The 20,255-nt window shown below is 71.6% G+C and carries 18 protein-coding genes; 12 read left to right on the forward strand and 6 right to left on the reverse strand.

Annotated elements, in window-relative coordinates; genetic code table 11:
• Nucleotides 1–43: 43 nt before the first annotated feature.
• Entirely contained in the window at nt 44–424 is a 381-nt protein-coding gene (locus tag OG439_RS39235) for a DUF6188 family protein (RefSeq protein ID WP_247059846.1), read from the forward strand.
• Here OG439_RS39235 and OG439_RS39240 read toward each other — a convergent pair.
• Nucleotides 421–1,089 carry a DUF998 domain-containing protein gene (locus OG439_RS39240; protein ID WP_326945557.1) on the reverse strand — a complete coding sequence of 223 codons (669 nt, stop codon included), beginning with the start codon at nt 1,087–1,089 and terminating at the stop codon, nt 421–423. The genes OG439_RS39235 and OG439_RS39240 overlap by 4 nt on opposite strands.
• A gap of 128 nt (nt 1,090–1,217) precedes the next feature.
• On the reverse strand, nt 1,218–1,805 hold the full coding sequence (locus OG439_RS39245) for a TMEM165/GDT1 family protein (protein WP_247063852.1): 588 nt from the start codon (nt 1,803–1,805) through the stop codon (nt 1,218–1,220).
• A 185-nt stretch (nt 1,806–1,990) separates the two neighbouring features.
• Between OG439_RS39245 and OG439_RS39250 the strand changes: the two genes are divergently transcribed.
• The 5 genes from OG439_RS39250 to OG439_RS39270 all read left to right on the forward strand — a co-directional run bounded on the left by OG439_RS39250 (nt 1,991) and on the right by OG439_RS39270 (nt 10,917).
• Nucleotides 1,991–2,956, forward strand: a complete 966-nt coding sequence (locus OG439_RS39250; RefSeq protein WP_326945558.1) for a S41 family peptidase — start codon at nt 1,991–1,993, stop codon at nt 2,954–2,956.
• A gap of 79 nt (nt 2,957–3,035) precedes the next feature.
• Nucleotides 3,036–4,508 carry a cytochrome ubiquinol oxidase subunit I gene (locus OG439_RS39255; RefSeq protein ID WP_326945559.1) on the forward strand — a complete coding sequence of 491 codons (1,473 nt, stop codon included), beginning with the start codon at nt 3,036–3,038 and terminating at the stop codon, nt 4,506–4,508.
• Between the two features lie 252 nt (nt 4,509–4,760).
• Nucleotides 4,761–5,768 carry a cytochrome d ubiquinol oxidase subunit II gene (cydB, locus tag OG439_RS39260; RefSeq protein WP_326945560.1) on the forward strand — a complete coding sequence of 336 codons (1,008 nt, stop codon included), beginning with the start codon at nt 4,761–4,763 and terminating at the stop codon, nt 5,766–5,768.
• A complete protein-coding gene (cydD, locus tag OG439_RS39265; RefSeq protein ID WP_326945561.1) occupies nt 5,765–9,442 on the forward strand; it encodes a thiol reductant ABC exporter subunit CydD in 3,678 nt (1,225 codons plus the stop codon). Before cydB ends, cydD begins: the two co-directional genes overlap by 4 nt.
• 59 nt (nt 9,443–9,501) lie before the next feature.
• Complete coding sequence (locus tag OG439_RS39270; RefSeq protein WP_326951730.1) at nt 9,502–10,917, forward strand: GAF domain-containing protein; 1,416 nt, start codon at nt 9,502–9,504, stop codon at nt 10,915–10,917.
• Nucleotides 10,918–11,140: 223 nt separating this feature from the next.
• Here the strand turns inward: OG439_RS39270 and OG439_RS39275 are convergent, their stop codons facing one another.
• Nucleotides 11,141–11,767, reverse strand: a complete 627-nt coding sequence (locus tag OG439_RS39275) for a response regulator (protein WP_247059859.1) — start codon at nt 11,765–11,767, stop codon at nt 11,141–11,143.
• Between the two features lie 302 nt (nt 11,768–12,069).
• Here OG439_RS39275 and OG439_RS39280 point away from each other — a divergent pair, with 302 nt between their 5' ends.
• Nucleotides 12,070–12,576 (forward strand): excalibur calcium-binding domain-containing protein, encoded by a 507-nt coding sequence (locus OG439_RS39280; RefSeq protein ID WP_326945562.1) that lies wholly within the window; start codon nt 12,070–12,072, stop codon nt 12,574–12,576.
• Nucleotides 12,573–13,226 (forward strand): class F sortase, encoded by a 654-nt coding sequence (locus OG439_RS39285; protein WP_326945563.1) that lies wholly within the window; start codon nt 12,573–12,575, stop codon nt 13,224–13,226. The genes OG439_RS39280 and OG439_RS39285 overlap by 4 nt, the downstream gene beginning before the upstream one ends.
• On the opposite strand, the gene OG439_RS39290 is transcribed toward OG439_RS39285, so the two are convergent.
• Nucleotides 13,223–15,505, reverse strand: coding sequence for a helicase-associated domain-containing protein (locus OG439_RS39290; RefSeq protein WP_326945564.1), 2,283 nt, complete (start codon nt 15,503–15,505; stop codon nt 13,223–13,225). The two genes, OG439_RS39285 and OG439_RS39290, sit on opposite strands and share 4 nt — an antisense overlap.
• A 14-nt stretch (nt 15,506–15,519) precedes the next feature.
• Nucleotides 15,520–16,317 (reverse strand): excalibur calcium-binding domain-containing protein, encoded by a 798-nt coding sequence (locus tag OG439_RS39295; protein WP_326945565.1) that lies wholly within the window; start codon nt 16,315–16,317, stop codon nt 15,520–15,522.
• Nucleotides 16,318–16,510: 193 nt separating this feature from the next.
• Between OG439_RS39295 and OG439_RS39300 the strand changes: the two genes are divergently transcribed.
• The 3 genes from OG439_RS39300 to OG439_RS39310 are packed head-to-tail and all read left to right on the forward strand — an operon-like array spanning nt 16,511 to nt 18,806.
• Nucleotides 16,511–17,896, forward strand: a complete 1,386-nt coding sequence (locus OG439_RS39300) for a 3'-5' exonuclease (protein ID WP_326945566.1) — start codon at nt 16,511–16,513, stop codon at nt 17,894–17,896.
• 10 nt (nt 17,897–17,906) lie between these two features.
• The gene (locus OG439_RS39305) at nt 17,907–18,443 is read left to right on the forward strand and encodes an AAA family ATPase (RefSeq protein WP_326945567.1); all 537 of its coding nucleotides are present in this window, start codon (nt 17,907–17,909) and stop codon (nt 18,441–18,443) included.
• Between the two features lie 24 nt (nt 18,444–18,467).
• Complete coding sequence (locus OG439_RS39310; RefSeq protein WP_326945568.1) at nt 18,468–18,806, forward strand: DUF3024 domain-containing protein; 339 nt, start codon at nt 18,468–18,470, stop codon at nt 18,804–18,806.
• Here the strand turns inward: OG439_RS39310 and OG439_RS39315 are convergent.
• On the reverse strand, nt 18,803–19,126 hold the full coding sequence (locus tag OG439_RS39315) for a nucleotide pyrophosphohydrolase (protein WP_326945569.1): 324 nt from the start codon (nt 19,124–19,126) through the stop codon (nt 18,803–18,805). The two genes, OG439_RS39310 and OG439_RS39315, sit on opposite strands and share 4 nt — an antisense overlap.
• Before the next feature lie 136 nt (nt 19,127–19,262).
• Here OG439_RS39315 and OG439_RS39320 point away from each other — a divergent pair, with 136 nt between their 5' ends.
• Nucleotides 19,263–20,195 (forward strand): nitrate- and nitrite sensing domain-containing protein, encoded by a 933-nt coding sequence (locus tag OG439_RS39320; RefSeq protein WP_326945570.1) that lies wholly within the window; start codon nt 19,263–19,265, stop codon nt 20,193–20,195.
• Nucleotides 20,196–20,255: the final 60 nt, after the last annotated feature.

Raw genomic sequence — 20,255 nt, forward strand, 5'->3', positions numbered from 1 at the left:
AGGCGGCTCAGCGGGGAGCCGCCGTGACCCGGCCGGGGGTGCGGTGAAGATTCCCGAAGAGCTCGTCGGCTGCGCGGTCCGCCGGACCGCGTTCGACTTCCAGGTGCGTCTCGAACTCGTCGACGAGCCGGAGGACGACGAGCCGCGCGTCGACGCCGAACTCGTCGTCGAGACGTCGTTCCGGCTGCGTGACGCCGACGGCCGCTGCCACGACCTCAGACCGGCGACCGGGGCCGCGCTGGCGCCCGTGCTCGACCTGTTCGGCCACACGGTGACGGCCGTCCGGCTGCGGTCCGGCAGTCTCGCGCTGACGTTCGACAACGGCGCCGAGCTGTCCGTCTGGCCGGATCCGGCGTACGAGTCGTGGTGGCTGACCGGGCACGGCATCGAGCCGATCCTGGTCGGGCCGGGGGAGTCGAACTAGCGCCGCGACGCGGCCACGAGCGGCCGGACCATGCTCAGCAGCAGCGCGACGTCGACGGTGAACAGGAGCCGCTCGAACAACCCGAGCGTGACCTCCTGGTGCGCCGGGCCGACGACCAGCGTGACGACGAAGCCGCCGAGCACGACGCCGACACTGGCGAAGCTCGCCGTGGCCAGGCGCCGGATCGTGGTGCGGCGCGGCTCCCACGGGCAGCGCTCGCGGCCCCTGCGGGTCAGCACGAACGCGGCCGCGGGCAGCGCGACGAACGCCGTCAGCGCGGCGATGTTGTGCACCTGTCCGGACAGCGAACGCGCTTCGCCGTCCGGGTCGACGGGCACGAGCCCGCACACCAGCAGCCCGGCCGACCAGACGCCGAGCAGCGCGCAGACGGCGGTGGTGCCCGGGCGGCGCGCCTTGGCGATGCCGGTGAGCAGCGCGACCGAGCCGAGGGCCAGCGCCAGGCACATCGCGCTGAACAGCGGCGCGGCCGACGAGCCGCCGAGCTTGCCGTAGACGTACTCCGACAGCGTCTGCCAGATCGGGCTGACCTGGCCGGACAGGCGCAGGTGCAGGTCGATCGAGATGGCCACGGCCAGGCCGATGCCGCCCAGCGCGAGCCTGCCGTGCAGCGGCGAGACGGCGGTCTGCGGCTTCGGAGCGGTCACCTGCGGTCTCCTGCTGGTCGAGGCATGGAGAAGGGCATGGAGAAGGGCAAGGTGGTGTTCACCTTGCCCTCACCCTTTCGTTCCCGAAAGGTTACCGCGTGATCCTGTGAAGAACTCGTACGTCCAGGTCAGAAGGCCAGCTGGAGCAGGGCGAACGCCGCGAACCCGGCGAACGCGAACCCGGCGACGCGCTGGATCAGCTTCGGCCGGATCTTGCCGCGGATCTTGCCGCCGATGAACACCGCGAGCCCGGCCACCACGACGAGCGCGGCGAACGAGCCGACGCCGACCGCGATCGGGTTGCCGATCCGGGCGGCGAGGCTCGCCGTCGCGAGCTGCGAGGCGTCACCCCACTCGGCGGCGAAGAGCACGCCGAACGACGTCAGCGCGGAGCGCCAGAAGGTCGCCGGCGAGGGGCCCGTGCGCGAAGCGTCTTCGCCCGCTTCGTCCGCGTCACTGAATCCCTCGCGAAGGAGCATGAAAGAGCCGAGACCGAACATCGTGGCGACGACCAGGGAAAGCACGACGTCCGGCAACAGCGTCAACACACTGCCGAACGCGACCGCGATGACGCATTGCACGGCGAACGCGGCGCACACCCCGGCGAATACCGGCCAGCCCCGGAAACGGGTGGTCAGCACCAAGGTCGCGACCAGCGTCTTGTCCGGCAGCTCCACGGCGAGGACCAGGCCGAACGCGCTGATCAACGCCACCATCGCGGTAGTCATGAGTATTTCTCGCCCCTTTCGCTGCAACGATAAAGGGGCGGTTCAGCGGGTCGCAAGCTGATGGCTTCTGCGAAATTGCCGAATCGGTACCCATGAATTTGTCATCGCGGTCGGTCGCACAATTTTCTTCGGCACGCCGAATTTCCGGTTGTGGCCTGCGGTAGGTTGCGGTCATGGGGACGGAAGCGCGTACTGCGCAGGTCAACGAGGTCATCCGCCGGCTGGACGCGCACTACGTCTTCCCGGACGTCGCGGCGAAGCTGGCGGAGGTGCTTCGCCGGCGTCTCGACGAAGGCGCGTACGCGGACCTCGACGACGTCGAGTTCGCGACGGTCGTCACAGTGGATCTGCAGTCGGTGAACGGCGACAAGCACGTGCGGCTGCGCCACCACGTCGACCCGGTCCCGGACGCCGAGGGCGACGGCGAAGCCTTCGACATGGAGGCGTACCGGCTCGAAGCCCAGCTCTCGGGCTACGGCCTCGCGGCCGCGAGGCGGCTCGCGGGCAACGTCGGCTACCTCGACACGACGATGTTCTACCCGGCGGAGATCGTGCGGGACGCGGTCGCGGGGGCGATGACGCTGCTCTCCGGCACCGACGCGCTGCTGCTCGACGTCCGCCGCAACCGCGGCGGCGACCCGCGCACGGTCGCGATGCTGATCAGCTACCTCGTCGACGAGCCGACGCACTACCTGAGCATCTACGAGCGCGAAGGCAGCAAGACCAGCGAGATGTGGACCTGGCCGTACGTGCCGGGCACGTTGTTCGGCGCGGGCAAGCCGGTGTGGGTGCTGACCGGGCCGGACACGTTCTCCGGCGGCGAGGACGTCAGCTTCTCGCTGCAGCGGCTGGGCCGCGCGAAGACGGTCGGCACGGCGACCCGGGGCGGCGCCCACCCGCGCAACCAGTTCAAAGTGGACACCCACCTCGACGTGACCGTCTCGATCGCGCGCGGTTTCCACCCGGTGACCGGCGACAACTGGGAAGGCACCGGCGTCCGCCCGGACATCCCGGTCGACGCGGACGAGGCGTTCGACACGGCGTACGCGCTGGCGCTGAAGCACGTGCTCGACCTCGGCGACACCGGCCCGCGGCGGGCCGTCGCCGAGGAAGCGCGGGCGGCACTCGACCGGATGTAGTCACCCAGGACGTTGGTCCTGGGCACATCGGGACCAGTTGAACTGGTCGCGCCGCCGGGCCCGGAGCACGCTGGGCTACGTGGAGGTCCTTGAGCTAGCGCGGTGGCAGTTCGGCATCACCACCGTCTACCACTTCCTGATGGTCCCGTTGACCATCGGGCTGTCGATCCTGGTCGCGGCGATGCAGACCCGCTGGGTCCGCACCGGCGAGCTGCGGCACCTGAAGATGACGAAGTTCTGGGGCAAGCTGCTGCTGGTCAACTTCGCCATGGGCGTGGTGACCGGCATCGTGCAGGAGTTCCAGTTCGGGATGACGTGGAGCGCGTACTCCCGCTTCGTCGGCGACGTCTTCGGCGCGCCGCTGGCCATGGAAGGGCTCCTCGCGTTCTTCGTCGAGTCGACGTTCCTGGGCCTGTGGATCTTCGGCTGGGACCGGCTGCCGAAGAAGGTGCACCTGGCGTGCGCGTGGGCGTTTTCGCTGGCCACGATGGCTTCGGCGTACTTCATCCTGGCCGCGAACTCGTGGATGCAGCACCCGGTCGGCGTCACGTTCGAGAACGGCAAGCCGACGATGAACTCGATCTGGGCGGTGCTGACGAACAACACGGCGCTGGCCGCGATCCCGCACACGCTGGCCGGCGCGTTCTCGGTGGCGGCGGCCTTCCTGGTCGGCATCGCCGGCTGGCACCTCTGGCGCCGCGGCGACCACGCTGAGGTGTGGCGGTCGTCGCTGCGCCTGGGCGGCTGGGTCGGTATCGCCGCGTTCGCCGTCCTCGCGGTCACCGGCGACACACAGGGCAAGCTGATGTTCGAGCAGCAGCCGATGAAGATGGCGTCGGCGGAAGCGTTGTGCCACACGGAACAACCGGCGAGCTTCTCGATCATCGCGATCGGCGACGTCGCGGGCTCGAACTGCGAAGACGTCAAGACGTTCAACGTGCCGGCGCTGCTCTCGTTCTTGGCGCACAACGACTTCAAGACCGAGGTCAAGGGCGTCGAGGACCTGATCGGGGAGTACCAGGCGAAGTACGGCACGAACTACCCGGACGACCCGGACCTGGGTTCGCTCGCGGGAAAGCCGATCGACTACGTCCCGAACCTCCCGGTGACGTACTGGGGCTTCCGCATGATGATCGGCTTCGGCGCGGTGTCGGCGGGCATCGGCCTGCTGGCCCTGTGGCTGACCCGCCGCGACCGAATCCCCGGCTCACGCTGGTTCCCGTGGCTGGTCCTGGCCGGCGTAGCCACCCCGTTCCTGGGCAACAGCGCGGGCTGGATCTTCACGGAGATGGGCCGTCAGCCGTTCGTGGTGGCCCCGAACCCGTCGGGCGTCGACGGCGTCTGGATGTTCACGGCCCAGGCGGTCTCGCGGTTGTCGACGGGCGAGGTCTGGACGTCCCTCATCGCCCTGACCACGGTGTACGCCGTGCTGGGCGTGGTGGAGCTGTACCTGATGCGCAAGTACATCCGCGGCGGCGTCGACGCGGTGATGCCCCCGAAGAAGCAAGACGACGACAACGAACCGGGCGACACGCTCGCGTTCGCCTACTGAGGCGGCGACGATGAGCACCCTGACCCACCCCCAGTCCGCTGACCAGGCAAAACCCCCTGCTGCGGGCCCAACCTCCCGCAACGCAGCCCCCACCCGTCCCGGGGGGCGTCCCCGAACCCAGCGTATCGGCTTGGTCACTCTCACGGGTTACCCACAGCAAATCTGTGGACAACTCGACCACTTGTGGATAACTCACGGCGATCGAGGCTCGGTCACGGCCGAACGTCGGGCCGGCGTGCTAGGCGGCGTCCGATGACCCTCCCGACGATCTGGTTCTGCGTCATCGCCTTCTTCTGGGCCGGCTACCTGTTCCTCGAAGGCTTCGACTTCGGCGTCGGCATGCTGCTGCCCGTGCTCGCGCGCGACAACACCGAGCGCCGCGTCATGGTCAACACCATCGGGCCCGTCTGGGACGGCAACGAGGTCTGGGTGATCGTCGCCGGCGGGGCGATGTTCGCCGCCTTCCCCGGGTGGTACGCCAGCCTGTTTTCCGCCGCCTACCTGCCGCTTCTCCTCCTGCTGCTCGCCCTCATCGGGCGCGGCGTCGCCTTCGAGTACCGCGGCAAGGTCGACTCCGACCGCTGGCGCCGCGCGTGGGACCGCGTGATCGTGGCCGGCTCGTGGATCCCACCGCTCGGCGTCGGGCTGATCCTCGCGACGACCGTCCTCGGCCTGCCCCTCGACGCCGAAGGCAACCGCGTCGGCTCCGCGTTCGCCGCGTTCCGCTGGGACACCCTGCTCGGCGCGGTCGCCGTCGCCGCCTTCTCGATCACCCACGGCGCCGCGTTCCTCGCCCTCAAAACCACCGGTGACCTGCGGGAACGTGCCCGCACCTTGGCGCTGCGCATGTTGCCGCTCGCGATGGTGCCGGTCGTCGCGTTTCTGGCTGTCGTCCAGTGGCGCGAAGGCACGCTGTGGACACTGCTCGCGTTTGGGATCAGTGCTCTCGCCGCCGTCGTCGCCTGGCTGAAGCTGCGCGCCGACCGCGACGGCCAGGCGTTCGCCGCGCTCGGCGTCGTCATCGCCGGGGCCGCCGTCACGATGTTCGGCTCGCTATTCCCGAACGTCCTGCCCTCGACGCTCGACGCCGCCAACACGCTGACCATCGCCGACACGGCGTCGAGCCCGTACACGCTGACGGTGATGACCTGGGTCGCCGTCTTCGGCGCCCCCGCCGTGCTGATCTACCAGGGCTGGACGTACTGGGTGTTCCGCAAGCGCATCGGCACCCAGCACATCCCGGCGGTCCACGCACCATGACGCAGCTTCCCGGGCGCGCTCCCCATTCCGCCTCGGAGTCCACAGTGGACTCGGCGCGGCCGGGAAAGGGCCCGCTCGGCGCACTGCCGGCCCTCGTGCCGGCCGTGCGCCGAGCGTTGGCCCTGGTGGGGTTCCTCGCGTTCTTCAACGCCGCCGCGCTGGTGGCCCAGGCATTCCTGCTCGCCGACGTCCTCGCGGCGATCGTCGGAGCGGGGTCCGGGGGACGCACCGCCCAGCTGGCCGCGCTGCTCGCGCTCGTCGCGACGCGCGCACTGACCGGCTGGGCGGTGCGCACGGTCGCCGCCCGCGCGGCCGCGACGGCGCAACGCGAACTGCGCGCGAAAGCCGTCGACCACGCGTTGCGCCTCGGCCCGGAGTGGATCGCCCGCCGCGGCCACGGCGAGCTGACGGCGTTGACGACCCGCGGTCTCGACGCGCTCGACGCGTACTTCCGCGAGTACCTGCCAGCGCTGGTGACGGCGGCCGTCGTCCCGCTCGGCGCCGGTGCGGCGATCCTGTTCGCCGACTGGCCGTCGGGCGTGATCGTCGCGCTGACCGTGCCGCTGCTGCCGATGTTCGCGATCCTGGTCGGCAAGTTCACCGCCGGCCGCGTCGCCGGCGCCACGGACGCGACGCACCGGATGTCCGAGCGGCTCCTCGAGCTGGTGCGCGTGCTGCCGGTGCTGACCGCGTTCCGCCGCGCGGACGCCCAGGCCGAGACGGTCCGGAAGCTCTCCGAACGCCACCGCCGCGCGACGCTCAAGACGTTGAAGGTCGCCTTCTCCTCGGCGTTCGTGCTCGAACTGATCGCGACGCTGTCGGTCGCGCTCGTCGCGGTGGTGATCGGCGTCCGCCTCGCGGGCGGCCACCTGCCGCTGGCCATCGGGCTGGGCGTGCTGATCCTGGCGCCGGAGTGCTACCAGCCGCTGCGCGCGGTCGGCGCGGCGTTCCACGCCAGCGAGGACGGCATCGAAGCGGTCCGCCGGGTCGTCGACCTGCTGGCGGTGCCCGCGCCTTCCAACGGAAGTGCACTTATCGACGGCCGTGACCTGCGGGTTTCCGCTCTGCGGGTGGCGCGGCGCGACGGTTTCGCCCCGGACGGCGAGACGTTCGCGATCCGCCCCGGCGAGACGGTCTGGTTGCGCGCCCCCAGCGGCGGCGGCAAGTCGACGACGCTCTCGGCGCTCCTCGGCTTCGTCCCCGCGCACGACGGAAGCATCACCATCGGCACGACGAACCTCGCCGACGCCGACCTCGCGCGCTGGCGGGAGCAGGTCGCGTGGGTGCCACAGTCGCCGGTGTTCACCGGCGGCACGGTCCGCGAAGAGGTCGGCTCGGACGTCGTCCTCGCCGAACTCGGCCTGGCCGGGCTGGCGGACCGTCCGGTGGCGAAGCTTTCCCTCGGCCAACGACAGCGCGTCGCGGTGGCGCGGGCACTGCTGCGGGTCCGCGATGGCGCGTGGCTCCTCCTGCTGGACGAGCCGACGGCCCACCTCGACGAGGCCAGCGCGCGCCTGGTGCTGGACGCGGTGCAGCGCGCCGTCGACCACGGAGCCGCGGCGATCATCGCGGCCCACGAACGGACGGCGGCGGTCGATATGTCGACAGTCTCGCCCGTTGTTTCTGACGCGTCCACGTTGGACTCTTCTGGTTCGCGCCTGCCCTGGCGTGCCCTCCTGGACGGACGTCTCTTCGGCGGCGCCTTCCTGGGAGCGGTAGCCCTGCTGGCCGGCGTCGCGCTGACCGCGACGTCCGGCTGGCTGATCGCCAAGGCGTCCCAGCAGCCACCGATCCTGACGCTGACGGTCGCGGTGGTCGGCGTCCGCGCGTTCGGCCTGGGCCGAGCCGGTCTTAGGTACGTGGAACGCCTGGTCACGCACGACGCCGCGTTCCGCATCGCGGGCCGTCTCCGGGTGAGGCTGTGGAAGTCCCTGGTCCGCCTCGGCCCGGCCCGGAGTCTGCGCGCGGGCGAAGGCCAGCAGCGTTTGGTCGCCGACGTCGACACGGTGCGCGACCTGCTGCCCCGGGTGGTGTCGCCGCCACTGGTGGTCGCACTGGTCGCGGCCGGAGCCATCGCCGTGGAGGCGTGGGTCCTTCCCGCCGCAGGCTGGACCCTTGCGGCGGCGGTCGCCCTGGGGTTGTGCGCCCCACTGGTCGCCTTGCGAGTCGAACGCCGAGCAACGTCAGCCTTGGCGACCGGCCGCCGCGACGTCGCTACCCGGGTCTTGGTGCTCTTCGACGCGGCAGCCGAACTACTAGCCTTCGGCCGCGCGGCGGAGCACCGCCGCGCCCTGGCCGAGGCGGATACCCGGCTGGTGACCCAGGCCCGCCGCCAGGCATTCGGAGCCGGCGCGGCGGAAGCCTTGGTGACATTGGCCTGTGGCACGGCGGCGATCATGAGCACGGCGTTCGCGTCACAGGCGGTCGCGGCCGGCCGTCTCGACCCGGTGCTGGCGCCGCTGCTGGCGCTGGTGCCGTTGGCGCTGGCGGAGGTGCTGGCGCTGCTACCACCGGTGGCCCAGCACTGGGACACGCTGAAGCAGGCCCGCGACCGCCTAGCCGACATCCCAACCACGGCCGGTCACACCAGCTTGACGCCAACCAAGCCGCGCCCAGCGGGCTCGGCTCGGCCGCGAGTCGGGTTGGTGGCCGCAGGGCCACGCCAGGCCGGACAGCGCCCGGCCGATATCGAGGATGTCACTCGGCCTCCGGCCGAAGTGGCGGTCGCCGGGTTGCGCCGACCAACCAAGCAGGGACCGGCTGATGTCGTAGGTGCCGCTGGGTCTCGGGCCAAATCGGCGGGATCTCTCGCGGCTGTTGCCGAGCAGCGACCGGCCGACTTCGGGGATGGCGTTCAGCCTCGGGTCGACGTGGCAGCCGGTGGGTTGCGCCGGGCCGCCGGGCAGAGTGTTGGCGCCGCTCAGCCTCAGGCCGAGTTGGTGGGACCGCTCGCGACTGCGGCCGAGCATCGACCCGTTGACGTTGAGGGTGCCGTTCGGTCTCGGGTCGCCGGGTTGCACCAGGGTGAGTTCGGGGGTGGCGAGCGGCCGTCCGTCGAACTTTGTGGGGCTGACCTCGGGTGGCCGGATGGGCCCGTCGTGCTTCGTGGGGTTGATCTGGCTCTTGCTCCCGGGACCTATGCCGCCGTCGTTGGGCCCAGTGGGGCCGGCAAGTCGACGCTGGTTGCCGCGCTTCTCGGCTTTCTCTCGCCTTCGCGAGGCGTGGTCAACGTGCCCGATGGTGTCGCCTGGGCGCCGCAGGAGCCGATGCTGGCCGCCACCACCGTGGGCGAGAACCTTCGGCTGGCGCGGCCGACCGCCACCGCGGACGAACTGCGGGAAGCCTTGCACCAGGCCGCGCTCGACGATGTCGGGCCGGAGACCGTGCTCGGCAGTGGGGGCAGTGGGCTTTCCGGTGGGCAGGCGCAGCGCGTCGCACTGGCGCGGGCCTTGCTCGGGGCGTCTTCGGCGGGGCTCGTCCTGCTCGACGAGCCCACCGCGCACCTCGACGAGCCGACCGCGCGCGCCGTGCGGGAACAGCTGCGTGTGATGCTCGCGGGGCGGACCGTGGTGCACGTGACCCACCGCGCCGACGAGGCCGAACACGCGGACGTGGTGCTCGAGGTCCGGGACGGCCGGGTCGTCACGCGAGTGCCGGTGGCGAGGGTGACGTGATCGATTCCCGCTGTGTCCTTGCCGCGCTGCCGCCACGCCGCGCGATAATGACGGAACTCATGGATCCGACGCTTGCCGCGCGGGCACTGTCCGCCGCCACCGAGATCACCAGCACCGCCCTGTCCGGCGACGACCCGGGCGCGGTGCTGGACACGGTCGTCGCCCGCGCTGCCGAACTCGCCGACGCCGACCTGGGCCTGGCCATGGTCAGCGCCGACGACGGCCGCGTCGTCGTGGAGGCCGCGCACTACGCAACGCCGCACCCGAGCGAGCTCGCCGCGCCGACCGACGAGCCACGCGAAGCCGCGGTCAGCAATGCCGACGCGACGCCCGAGTCTTCAGAGTCGGAAGGCGACCCCGGGGCTGTGCGCGCGGACAGGCCGGACACCTCAGCTCGCGACACCCTCGCGGCGCCAGACGTATCAGCGCTAGGCGCTCCGCAGCCAGGCTCGACGGTGCAAGACGCGCCGGTACCAGGCGCCCCCACCAGCGAACCGGGATCAGCCGCTGACAGCGGTGGCGTTGCTCCGGTCGTCGGTGAGTCGCTTCGTGGGCTTTCGCTCTCCGCCGACTCCGCGGCCGGGCGGGTGGCTCGGGGTGGTGAGCCCATCGCCAGCGATGACTTCACCGTCGATCCGCGGACCGCGCCCTACGTCCCGGCCGAGCTTCACGGCTATGGGCCCTTCGCCGCCGCTCCCTTTGGGTCTGGGGGGCGGGTTCTCGGCGCTCTCACCGTCTACCGGAAGCAAGGGCGTGAGCCCTTCTCCGCGGGGACCGTCGAAATGCTCGTCGCGTTTGCCGCGCAGGCCGGGGTCGTGCTTGCGCTTGCCGAGGGCGCCAATGCTCGCCACCGCGTCGCGCTGTACGAGGAGCGAGAGCGGATTGCTCGCGAGCTCCACGACGTCATCGTCCAACGGCTCTACGGTGCCGGGATGCAGCTCGACCGGGTGCGGCGCAACATGCGCAAGCGGTTCGCCCAGGCCGACGGTGTTCGCCTGTCCGACGCGATCGACCAGCTCGACCAGACCATCGAGGAGATCCGCGGGACCGTGCGCGCGCTGCGGTCCGCGGAACCTCGCCACGACACCGGCACGCCTGCCGATCTTGCCGAATCGGCGCGCGGCGAGGTCCGTATCGCGGGGGAGCTGCTCGGCTACCCGCCGACCCTGGAGCTGTCGGGTGAGTTCGCCGACGTCCCCGCCGAACGGGCCGACCACATCCGGGCCGCCCTGCGTGAAGCACTGTCCAATGTGGTCAGACACTCGGGTGCGAGCGAAACCCGCGTCACCCTGGCCCGGGACTCGCACGGCGTGAAGCTCCGCGTCCGGGACAACGGTTCCGGGGTCCCCCAAGGTGTCGCCACCCGTGGCCTGCGCCACCTCGCCGAACGCGCGGACGCCGCGGGCGGGAAGTTCTTCCTGAACTCCTCGCCCAGCCTCGGCACGCTCGTCGCGTTCGACCTGCCACTCGACTGAAACCGGCACACACGACCGACAAGACTCGGCCTCACCCTTCTCGGGTCATCCAAGCCTCCTTCCCGCGTCCTCAGGAAGGATCTTATCGAATTCTCGAACATATATTCGACTCACGTTCGAGTGAATCCGGAGTGCGCAAACCCCGCTTGACGTGGCGCACGGTGACACGGCCGTGAAAAGTACGCAGCGAACGGCGGCTTGCGGACAGTCCGGCTGCGGCGGGTTACTTCTCCCGGCGCGCGACCCAGGCGGCGGCCTGCGTGCGGCGCTGCATGCCGAGCTTCGCCAGCACCGACGTGACGTAGTTCTTGACCGTCTTCTCGGCGAGGAACAGCCGCTCCGCGATCTCCCGGTTCGACAGGCCCTGGCCGATCAGCTCGAGCACGTCCCGCTCGCGCTCGGTCAGCGCGGCCAGCTCGTCCGTCGGCGGGTGGCGCATCTTGTCCAGCACCCGCGCGGTGCTCACCGGGTCCAGCAGTGACCGGCCGGCCGCGACCTCGCGGACCGCGTTCACCACGTCCTGCCCGCGCACCTGTTTCAGCAGGTAGCCCGCCGCGCCGGCCATGATCGCGCCGACCATGGCCTCTTCGTCGTCGAACGCCGTGAGCATCAGGCACGCCGGCGGGTTCGGTTTCGACCGCAGCTCGCGGCAGAGCGTGATGCCGTCGCCGTCGCCGAGGCGGACGTCGACCACCGCGACCTCCGGCTCGACGTGCATCGCGACCGCCAGCGCCTCTTCGACGCTGCCCGCTTCGGCGACGACCTCGATGTCGGGCTCGTCGCCGAGGAGGTCGCGGAGCCCTCGTCGGACCAGTTCGTGGTCGTCGACGAGCAGTACCTGGATCGGCATACCCCCAGGTTACGGGGTCGGCGGCCAATTCGCTCGAAGAGGTGACGGAGATCGTCCGACATTCCGACCGGTACGTATTACAACGAATTTCCGGACGGCCGAAAACGCTGGTCAACGCGATTCGATCATCAATCCGGCGAAGAATCACGAGGCGCCCGGATTTTGGTTGGGTGCTGGCGTTTACCGGCAACCGTACGAATTTCGGAAATGTCCGTAACGGCCTCGACGTGGCCGCGATATTAACCACGCATCGCGGCGCCAGAGCCGTGTTCGACTCCGATTCTTCCCCGGAAGGACTTCCGTTGTCCTTATTTCGTCGTGCCCTGACGACGGCCGCAGCCGTCGCCGGGCTCGCTCTCCTCGGCCCCGTCTCCCTCGCCTCCGCGCAGCTCGCGACGCCGCTCGCGGTCGACCACCTGAACTGCTCGGACTTCCGATACCAGGAGGAGGCGCAGGCCGTCTACGACCAGGACCCGTCCGACCCCAACGGCCTGGACGGAAAAGACAACGACGGCAAGGCCTGTGAAGACCTGCCGCACCGCCCGGTGACGGACACCACCGCGCCGACGACCGAGCAGCCGAAGCCGTCCTCGTCGACCTCGACGAAGACCCACACCACCCCGAAGCCGACGACCACCAAGAAGGCCACGACGGGCGGCCAGGTCAAGGTCAAGCCGGTCGGCGGCGTGGCCACCGGCGGCGGCGAGCCCGACGAGGGCACCCCCGGGTTCCTCCTGCTCAGCGGCGCGCTGCTGGCCGCGGCGACGTCCGGCGGGATGGTGCTCTACCTGCGCCGGCGCGCGAGTTGAGGCGGCCGCACCCGCCGCTGTGGCCGGCGATCGCGGCGGTGGCCGCCGCGCTCGGCGTGGTCGTGGTCGTGGCACTCGTCCTGGCCTTCTCCTCACCGGCGACGGACGAGGTCGCGCCGCCGCCGTCGCCGCCCTACACGAGCGCCGCGGGGAGCGCCGGCACCACGACCACCCCGCCGCACGGCGGGCTCCCGGCGGCGAAACCGGCGTCGCTGAGCATCCCGGCGATCGGGGTGCGCGCCGGGTCGATCGCCGATCTCGGGCTCACGCCCGGCGGTGAGCTGCAGGTCCCGCCCGACGCGACGACCGTCGGCTGGTTCACCGGAGCGCCGTCGCCCGGCGAAGTCGGGCCGGCGGTGCTGGCCGCGCACGTCGACTACAAGCACGTGCCCGGCGCGTTCAGCAAGCTGAAGGACCTGCGCTCCGGCGAACTGGTGCGGGTGGGCCGCACCGACGGCCGGACGGCGGTCTTCACCGTCTACCGCGTCGACCGCTACGCCAAGGCCGACTTCCCCACCGACGAGGTCTACGGCGACACGACCGAGCCCGAGCTGCGGCTCATCACCTGCGGCGGTGCGTTCGACCGGTCGAGCGGGAACTACCTCGACAACGTCGTGGCCTTCGCGAAGCTCACCGCCGTCGAGGCCTAAGCCAGATCGATCCGCGCCAGCTCGAGCCGGCGGTAGGCGCGATCGTGGAGGGACCAGACGTCGAGGACGTCGTCGTCCAGCTCCGGGTACGCGATGACGAGCCGCGCGGGCTCGGCGCCGTCCGCGCGGTAGACGACGTCCACCGGGATGCCGGCTTCGAGCTGCCAGCAGAGTTGCTGCTGCTTCGGTGTGAGCCGCCCCGCGTAGCGGTCGCTCATCGCCCGCGCGAGCTGTCCGCGCAGCAGGCTCGGGCCGCTCGGTGGGGCCGCCAGCAGCCGGTCCGCGTGGTCCAGCGGGTCGGGCTTCCGGTCGGCGGCTTCGGGATCGCGGATGGCGACCTTCGGCTCGCCCTGCTCCCGCGCCGGCAGCACGATGCTCCCGTCGGCGGCGTGGTGCGTCGGCGCGTAACCGGCTTCGCGCAACGCTTCGAGCGTGCGTAAGGCGTCCACTGTGGACGTCAACACCGTCGGGGCCACTGAGCGCAGGCCGAGTTTCACGAGCTTGCGGTGCGCGGCGATCTCGGCGAGCACCGCGGGTTCGCCGGTGACGACGCTCGCGACGTCGAACACCTGCGCCTCGCCGTGCCGCCGCGCGACGTCGTTGACCAGGTACACCAACGGTTGCGGCAGCTCGCCGCCGGCGATCGCCCCCAGTTCGCCGAGCAGCTCGGCCGCCGTCGCGCCCTGGTCGAAGGCCCGCCGGACGGTCGACGGCGAGAACCGCCAGCTCGTCGCCGTGCCCTGGGTCTCGCGATCGGCGGCGCGGTCCAGCTGCGCGGCGAGGCGGGCGTCGGGGGAGCCGGGCACGATCGCGGTCAGGTCGGTGCCGAACAACGCCGTCGTGCGGGCGTGGGCCACCAGTTCTTCGGTGACGGCCACGAGCTTGCCCGGGTCGAGCAGCGCGCGCCCGGCCTTGGTGACGGCGCCGTGCGCGACGGCGCCGAGCAGCTCGCCCTCGGCGAGCGCGGCCTGCACGTGCCCGGCGAAGTCCTCGGCCGCCACCATCGGCGCGTGCCACTCGGCGAGCCGCGTCAGCGCGTCGACGTCGGTGATCCCGGTGCCGGGTGCCAGCCGGGCCAGCAACCGCACGACCAGCCGTCGCACCTGCGCGCCGTGGCCCGGGCCTTCCACCGGCGGCGCGGGCTCCCACCAGGTCGTCAGCAGCAGGCGGTGGAGCAGCGCCGGGCCGGGGCGGACGACGTCGGGGTCCGGTTCGAGCGTGGGCGGCGGCGCCTTCTGGCCCCGGCGCGGCGGGTTGGGCTCCTCGGCCAGCAGCAGCCCGGTCTGCACGGCGAGGTCGATGGCCAGCTCGATCTCCTCGGGCGTCGCGCGGACCTCCTTGGCCACCTTCTTGATCAGCCGCGACCCGATCGTGCCGTCCTTGAGCAGCGGAAACGGCTCGGCGGCGGCGAGCTCGAGCACCGCCGAGACGCGGTCGAGCAGCCGCAACGCGGCGGCCGACGACGCGGCTTCGGCCGACTCGGCTCCGATGTGGACGACGGGGGTTTCGGGCTCCACCGGCGTGAAGGGCAGGGGGTGGTCCGGGCCGCGCAGGGCCAGCGACACCTCGACGGGCATGGCGGCGCTGCCGTAGTACGTCCCGAACAGGAAGCCGCGCTCGAACGCCCAGGCCTCCGGCGTGCCCGGCAGCGGCGTCACGGCGTTGATCTCGGGAACGCCGTCGGCCATGTCCCGCAACAGTTTCTGAACGGGCTCCGGCGCGGTGCCGGCCAGCTCACGCAGGCCGTCGGCGTCCCGGAAGAACTCCACGAGACCGCTCAGCAGCTCGGTTCGCCGCACGTCGTCCGGCAGGCCGACGGCCCGCGACAGCTGCGCGAGCCGCGTCGTGCCGAGCTCGCCGAGCAGGTGCGCGGCCGGTTCGCCGAGGCCGTCCGCCCGGAAGTTCGTCCGGTGCAGCAGCTCCGGCAGCGTGACGCCGCCGGGCTCGCGCCAGACCAGCGCCCGGTCCGCCAGTTCGTCCACAAAGGACTCGGCGACGGCGGGATCGGTGCCGAGCAGCCGCGCGACGTCGTCGGTCGACGCGGGTCCGGTGCCCAGCGCGTGACAGAGCTGCAGGGCGCGCACGACCTGCGCGTGCGGCGTCGGCAACCCGAGCAGGGCCTCGTTCAGGGAGGCGGCGGTGCCGAGCCGGGCGGCGACGACGTCCAGCCGCCGCGGCCACGGCTCCCCGAGCACGTCCGGCCGGTGGGCCAGCACCGTCGCCAGGCGCCCCCGGTCGAGCCCCGCGAGCCGCCCGAGCAATCCGTCGGCGGTGGTCATCGGCCCAGGCTAGATCACCGTTCGCAGGCCACGCCGTCGCCGTCACGGTCGAGCGCGGCCCGGTAGCCGGGCTCACCGCGGTACAGCGGTGTGGCGCCGGCGGCCTTGGCGGCGGTGCAGTTCTTGTAGTACGCGGCGGAATCCTGCTCCGGCGCCGGTGCGTCTTCGGTGGTCACCGGCGCAGGCGGCGGCTTCGGGGCCGCCTTGGTGGTCACCGGGGCCGGCGGCTGCGGGATCGGCGTCGGGCTCGGTGTGGGGGTCGGCGCCGGGACGTCGATGGTGCCGTTGCACGGCGCCGCCCACAGTCCGCTGACGGCCTGGTGCGCCGCGTTTTCGGCGGCGGCCAGAGCCGGCGCCGCGGCACTCGTCGCGTACTTGAGATAGCCGTTCTGGAGCGCCAGTGTCGCGTAATCCTGCCCGCCGGCCAGCGTCACGGTGATGCCGTCGACGGTTTCCGCGCCGAGCTGGACGGTTTTCCCGGAAAGGGTCGTCGCGGCCCAGGCCAACGATTCCGCCGCGTAACAGCCGACGGTGGTGACGGGGGCGATGACACCGAGCACGCGCACCGTTTTCCGGGTGCCGTCGCTGCCGTTCACCACCACGTTCGCGCCGTCCGTCACGGTCTCCACCGTGTAGGTCACGGCGACCGGCGTGGGGGTCGGCGTCGCGCTGGTCGTGCTGGTGGGAGCCGTGGTCGTGGGTGCGGCGGCCGTGAGCTTCGGCTCGGGCGCCTTCCCGAAGACGGCGCCGAGCACGAACAGGACGCCGAAAGCGGCCAGGACGATCTTCAGCCAATTCGGTAGGCGCTTCATGACGGATTTCCTTGCTCTTCGACGCGACGTGCCGACGGTGTACTCGGGAAATCTCCCGCCGTTGTTACGCCGCGGACCGTGATCGACCACCAGTCGTTATCCGGCGGAATGTAACCGTCACGATCGCGTCACGAACACCCTTTTCGTCGCGAAAAACCGTCACAACGGCGCGTGGTCGAGCGACCTGGCGGACGTGATCGAATCCCTCCCGCTGCTCGGGGCCGGCGGCTACCCCGCGCAGGGCATCGACTTCACCGCCCTCGAGATCCGGACGACCGGCCTGCGCCCCGGGCGCGTGGTCGAGCTGGCCGCGGTGCGGGTCCGCGCCGACGGCGTGCTCGCCGGCGAGCTGACGACGCTGGTGAACCCGGGGCCCGGCGTACCGCCCGGCCCGGTCGTCCTGCACGGCATCACGCGGGAAGAGCTGGACGCCGCGCCGTCGTTCGGCGCCGTGCTGGGGTCACTGCTCAACCTGTGCCGCGGCAGCGTCGTCGTGGCCCACGACCTGCCGTTCCTCGCGGCGTTCCTGGGCAGCGAGGCCGCGCGGCTCGGCGCCCGGGTGCCGGTGCTGCCGGGCGTCGAGGTGCTGACGGCCGCGCGGTCCGCCGTCCGGCTGCCCAACTACCGGCTCGCGACGGTGGCTCCCGCGTTCGGGGTGCCGCGGCCCGGGCCGTCCGCGTTGAGCGGCGCGCGGACCGTCGCGCAGCTGGCGACCGGCCTGTTCGGACGGCACGGCTTCACCTTCGCGGCGCGGCCGGTGCTGCCCACGCTGCCGACGTTCGCCGCGGGCCCGTTGCGGCCACGGGAAGACGTCCCGGCGGCCGAGCCGGGCTGGATGGCCGAAGCCGTCGAGCGGGTCGTCGCCGCTCGGACCGGCGAGGACGCGTACCTGGACCTGCTCGCCGGCGTCGTCGCCGACCAGCACCTGTCGCCGACCGAGGTGTCGGCCTTGGCCGCCCTGGCGGACGAAGCGGGCTGGGACGGCGAGAGCGTGCGCGCGACGCACGAGCGGTTCGTGACGGCGTTGCGGGCGGTCGCGGAAGGGGACGGCGTGGTGACCGCGGCGGAGGCACGCGAACTGCGTCAGGTCGCGACGGCGCTCGGGGTCGCGGAAACCGTCCGCGACCTGCAACCCACGGCGGCCGGGAAGCCGACGCGGGTGCTCGTGCTCGGCACGACCGCGGCGGCCGACCAGCTGCGGGCCCGCGTGCTCGCGGAAGGCGTCCAGCTCGCGAAGAAGCTGACGGGGAGCGTCACGCACCTGGTGGCGGACACGACTGTCGCGTCGAACGAGCCCCGGCTGGGGCGGGCCGGTGAACTGGGCGTCGCGGTGCTCGGTGTCCGGGAAGCGCCGGTCGCGCTCGGGTTCGAGCCGCCGCCGGTGGCGCGTCCGATCGTGGCGGTCCAGGGAAAGCGGCTCGGCGGACGGGTCCTGATGGGCGTCGGACTGCTGCTGATGTTCATCGTCGTCATCGCGATGTTCGGCGGCGAGGCGTTGGCCGGTGGGATCGTGCTGGCTGTGCTGGGCGTCGGCGCCCTGCTCGGTGGCTGGTGGCTCACGGAGCCGGAAACTCGGTAGCCTCGGTCCGGTGCCGAGACTGATCCACTTGAACGGGCCGTCCGGGATCGGGAAGTCGACGATCGCGAAGCGGTACGCCGAGCTGCGGCCGGGGGTGCTGAACCTCGACACCGATCGCCTTGTCTGCCTGATCGGTGGGTGGCGGGACACCTTCTTCGAGACGTTCAAGGCCGCGCAGGTGCTCACCGTCGCCATGGCGGAGGCGCACCTGCGGACCGGGCACGACGTCGTCATGCCGCAGTTCGCCACGCGCGTCAGTGACGTCGAGGCCTTCGAGGCCGCCGCCGCGCGGGCCGGGGGCGAGTACCGGGAAATCGTGCTGACCGCCGAAAAGCCCATTGCGCTGGAGCGGTTCGCCGCGCGGGTGGCGAGCGGGACGAACAGTGGCGTCGACGACGTCGTCCAGGGGCGGGGTGGGGCCGCGGTCGTGGCGCGGATCCACGACCAGCTCGCGGCCTACCTCCCGTTGCGGCCCGGCTGTGTCGTCGTGCGGACCGATGGGTGTGCTCCCGGCCAGACCTACGACGAGGTCGTCGCCGTGCTCTGAGTCGGGGTCGGGTTCACTGGGTCCATGGCGGCGATTCCGGAACTGGCCCTGCGGCAGATCGAACGGTGGTGCGCTCAGCGGGTACCCGAGCGGGTCCTGGACCAGGTCCGGGTCGAGTGCCGGACCCGGGGCCGGACGGTCACGATCCTGGAGTGCCGCGCGCCCTGGTCGCCGGAAGCCGGGCCTGAGTGGACCGAACAGAAGATCGCGCAGTTGCGTCTCGACGAGCACGGGATCTGGTCGGTGCGCTGGGCCGATCGCAACGGCAAGTGGCTGACCTACCCGGACGCGCCGGTCGCCAGTACGCCGCCGCCGTTGCTGGCCGAGATCGATCGCAATCCCAACGGGATCTTCTGGGGTTAGCTCGGCGAGGGCGGCGGGAAGCGCAGCTCGTTGCGGTCGATCTTCGCGTGCGCCGCCTCCGTGAGGTCGATGCCCAGGCGGTCCGCCAGCTGGAGCAGGTACAGCGTGACGTCGGCGATCTCGTCCAGGACGTTCTTCTCCAGCGCGGGATCCGTGCGCCACGCGTCGGATTCCTCCGGTGTCAGCCACTGGAACAGCGAGGTCAGCTCGCCCACCTCGCCCGACAAGGCCATCGCCAGGTTCTTCGGGGTGTGGAACGGCTCCCAAGAGCGGGCGGCCGCGAAGTCGCGGAGGCGCTGGGTCACGTCGTCGAAGGTCACCGGGGTGATTGTCCTCGGGCGGTCACGGACCGCTAACGGCCGTATGGCGGACTGGCGTTGACCGGTGAATCTCTCACTCAATAGGTTGACCACCGTCGGGATGGTTGCGGGGCCAGGTGCTGGGAAGGGAACGTACTTGAAGTACCTGCGATCCGTGCGTGGACGCATGCTGGGCATCGCGTTCATCCCCGGGTCAGCTCTCGTCGTCGTCGCTTTGGTGATCGCGGGTTTCCTGGTCCACCAAGCGGTCCGGACGCGTGAGCAGGCGATGGACACGGCCGCCGCGGCCGATCGGACGGCTCGGGCTGTGGTCTCCCTGCAGGGCCAGCGGGCGGCCGCGATGGCGACGCCCGACCACCGGTCCTCGGCGTACGCGATTTTCACCCAGCGGATCGACACCGCGATCGCCGGGCTCCGCGACTACGCGCGCCGCGCGCCGGACGCGGAATCCGGGTACCAGCAGACCACCGCGATCCAGCTGCTCTCCGTGGCCGAAGGCATGTACCGCGCCGATTCCCTCGCGCTGGCGGGGCTCGACGACGTGACGCGGCGGTCGTTCGTCCTGGCCGTCGCCGCCTACCGGGCCGAGCTCGCGCAGGTCTCCGGGCAGCTCACCGAGACCGGCCGGGAGGCCTACGAGGCCGTCACCCGCAGCGCCGACTGGAGCAGGCTGGCCGCCGCCGAAGACGCGCTCGCGGCCGCCGAACCGTTGCCCATCCCCGAATCCACGTGGCGCGGCGCCGCCTACACCGTCTCGCTGCAGCTCGGCCAGCTCTACACCCGGCAGAGCCAGTACGCCGTGCAGCTGACCCTCGACGACGGCCGCCGGACCCTCGCCGGCGCGCTCGCGGCGAGCACCGGGATCCTGCTCGGCGCCGTGCTCCTGCTGCTCGTCGTCCGGCGGCTGGTGGCGCGGGTGCCGGTGCCGGTCGTGCCGATCATGGTGCCGACGATCCACCCGGCGGCTCACACGGCGATCCCGCGGCCCCGCCACACACGGTCACCGGTGCCGCGGGAACCCGAGCCGTGGCCGATGAAAGCCGTGTTCGAAGGCCTGCGACGCCGATGAGGCGCTCACCGAACGTCATCGGCTACTCCGAAAAGAGCACGCGGTTGGCCCACACGCCAC

This window comes from Amycolatopsis sp. NBC_01307, from assembly GCF_035975215.1.
GTDB lineage: Bacteria > Actinomycetota > Actinomycetes > Mycobacteriales > Pseudonocardiaceae > Amycolatopsis.

Coding starts and splice junctions, on each gene's coding strand:
- OG439_RS39245 (WP_247063852.1), bottom strand. CDS start 1,805: ATGGTGGCGTTGATCAGCGCGTTCGGCCTGGTCCTCGCCGTGGAGCTG.
- OG439_RS39250 (WP_326945558.1), top strand. CDS start 1,991: ATGGGGACGGAAGCGCGTACTGCGCAGGTCAACGAGGTCATCCGCCGG.
- cydB (WP_326945560.1), top strand. CDS start 4,761: ATGACCCTCCCGACGATCTGGTTCTGCGTCATCGCCTTCTTCTGGGCC.
- cydD (WP_326945561.1), top strand. CDS start 5,765: ATGACGCAGCTTCCCGGGCGCGCTCCCCATTCCGCCTCGGAGTCCACA.
- OG439_RS39270 (WP_326951730.1), top strand. CDS start 9,502: ATGGATCCGACGCTTGCCGCGCGGGCACTGTCCGCCGCCACCGAGATC.
- OG439_RS39275 (WP_247059859.1), bottom strand. CDS start 11,767: ATGCCGATCCAGGTACTGCTCGTCGACGACCACGAACTGGTCCGACGA.
- OG439_RS39290 (WP_326945564.1), bottom strand. CDS start 15,505: ATGACCACCGCCGACGGATTGCTCGGGCGGCTCGCGGGGCTCGACCGG.
- OG439_RS39295 (WP_326945565.1), bottom strand. CDS start 16,317: ATGAAGCGCCTACCGAATTGGCTGAAGATCGTCCTGGCCGCTTTCGGC.
- OG439_RS39310 (WP_326945568.1), top strand. CDS start 18,468: ATGGCGGCGATTCCGGAACTGGCCCTGCGGCAGATCGAACGGTGGTGC.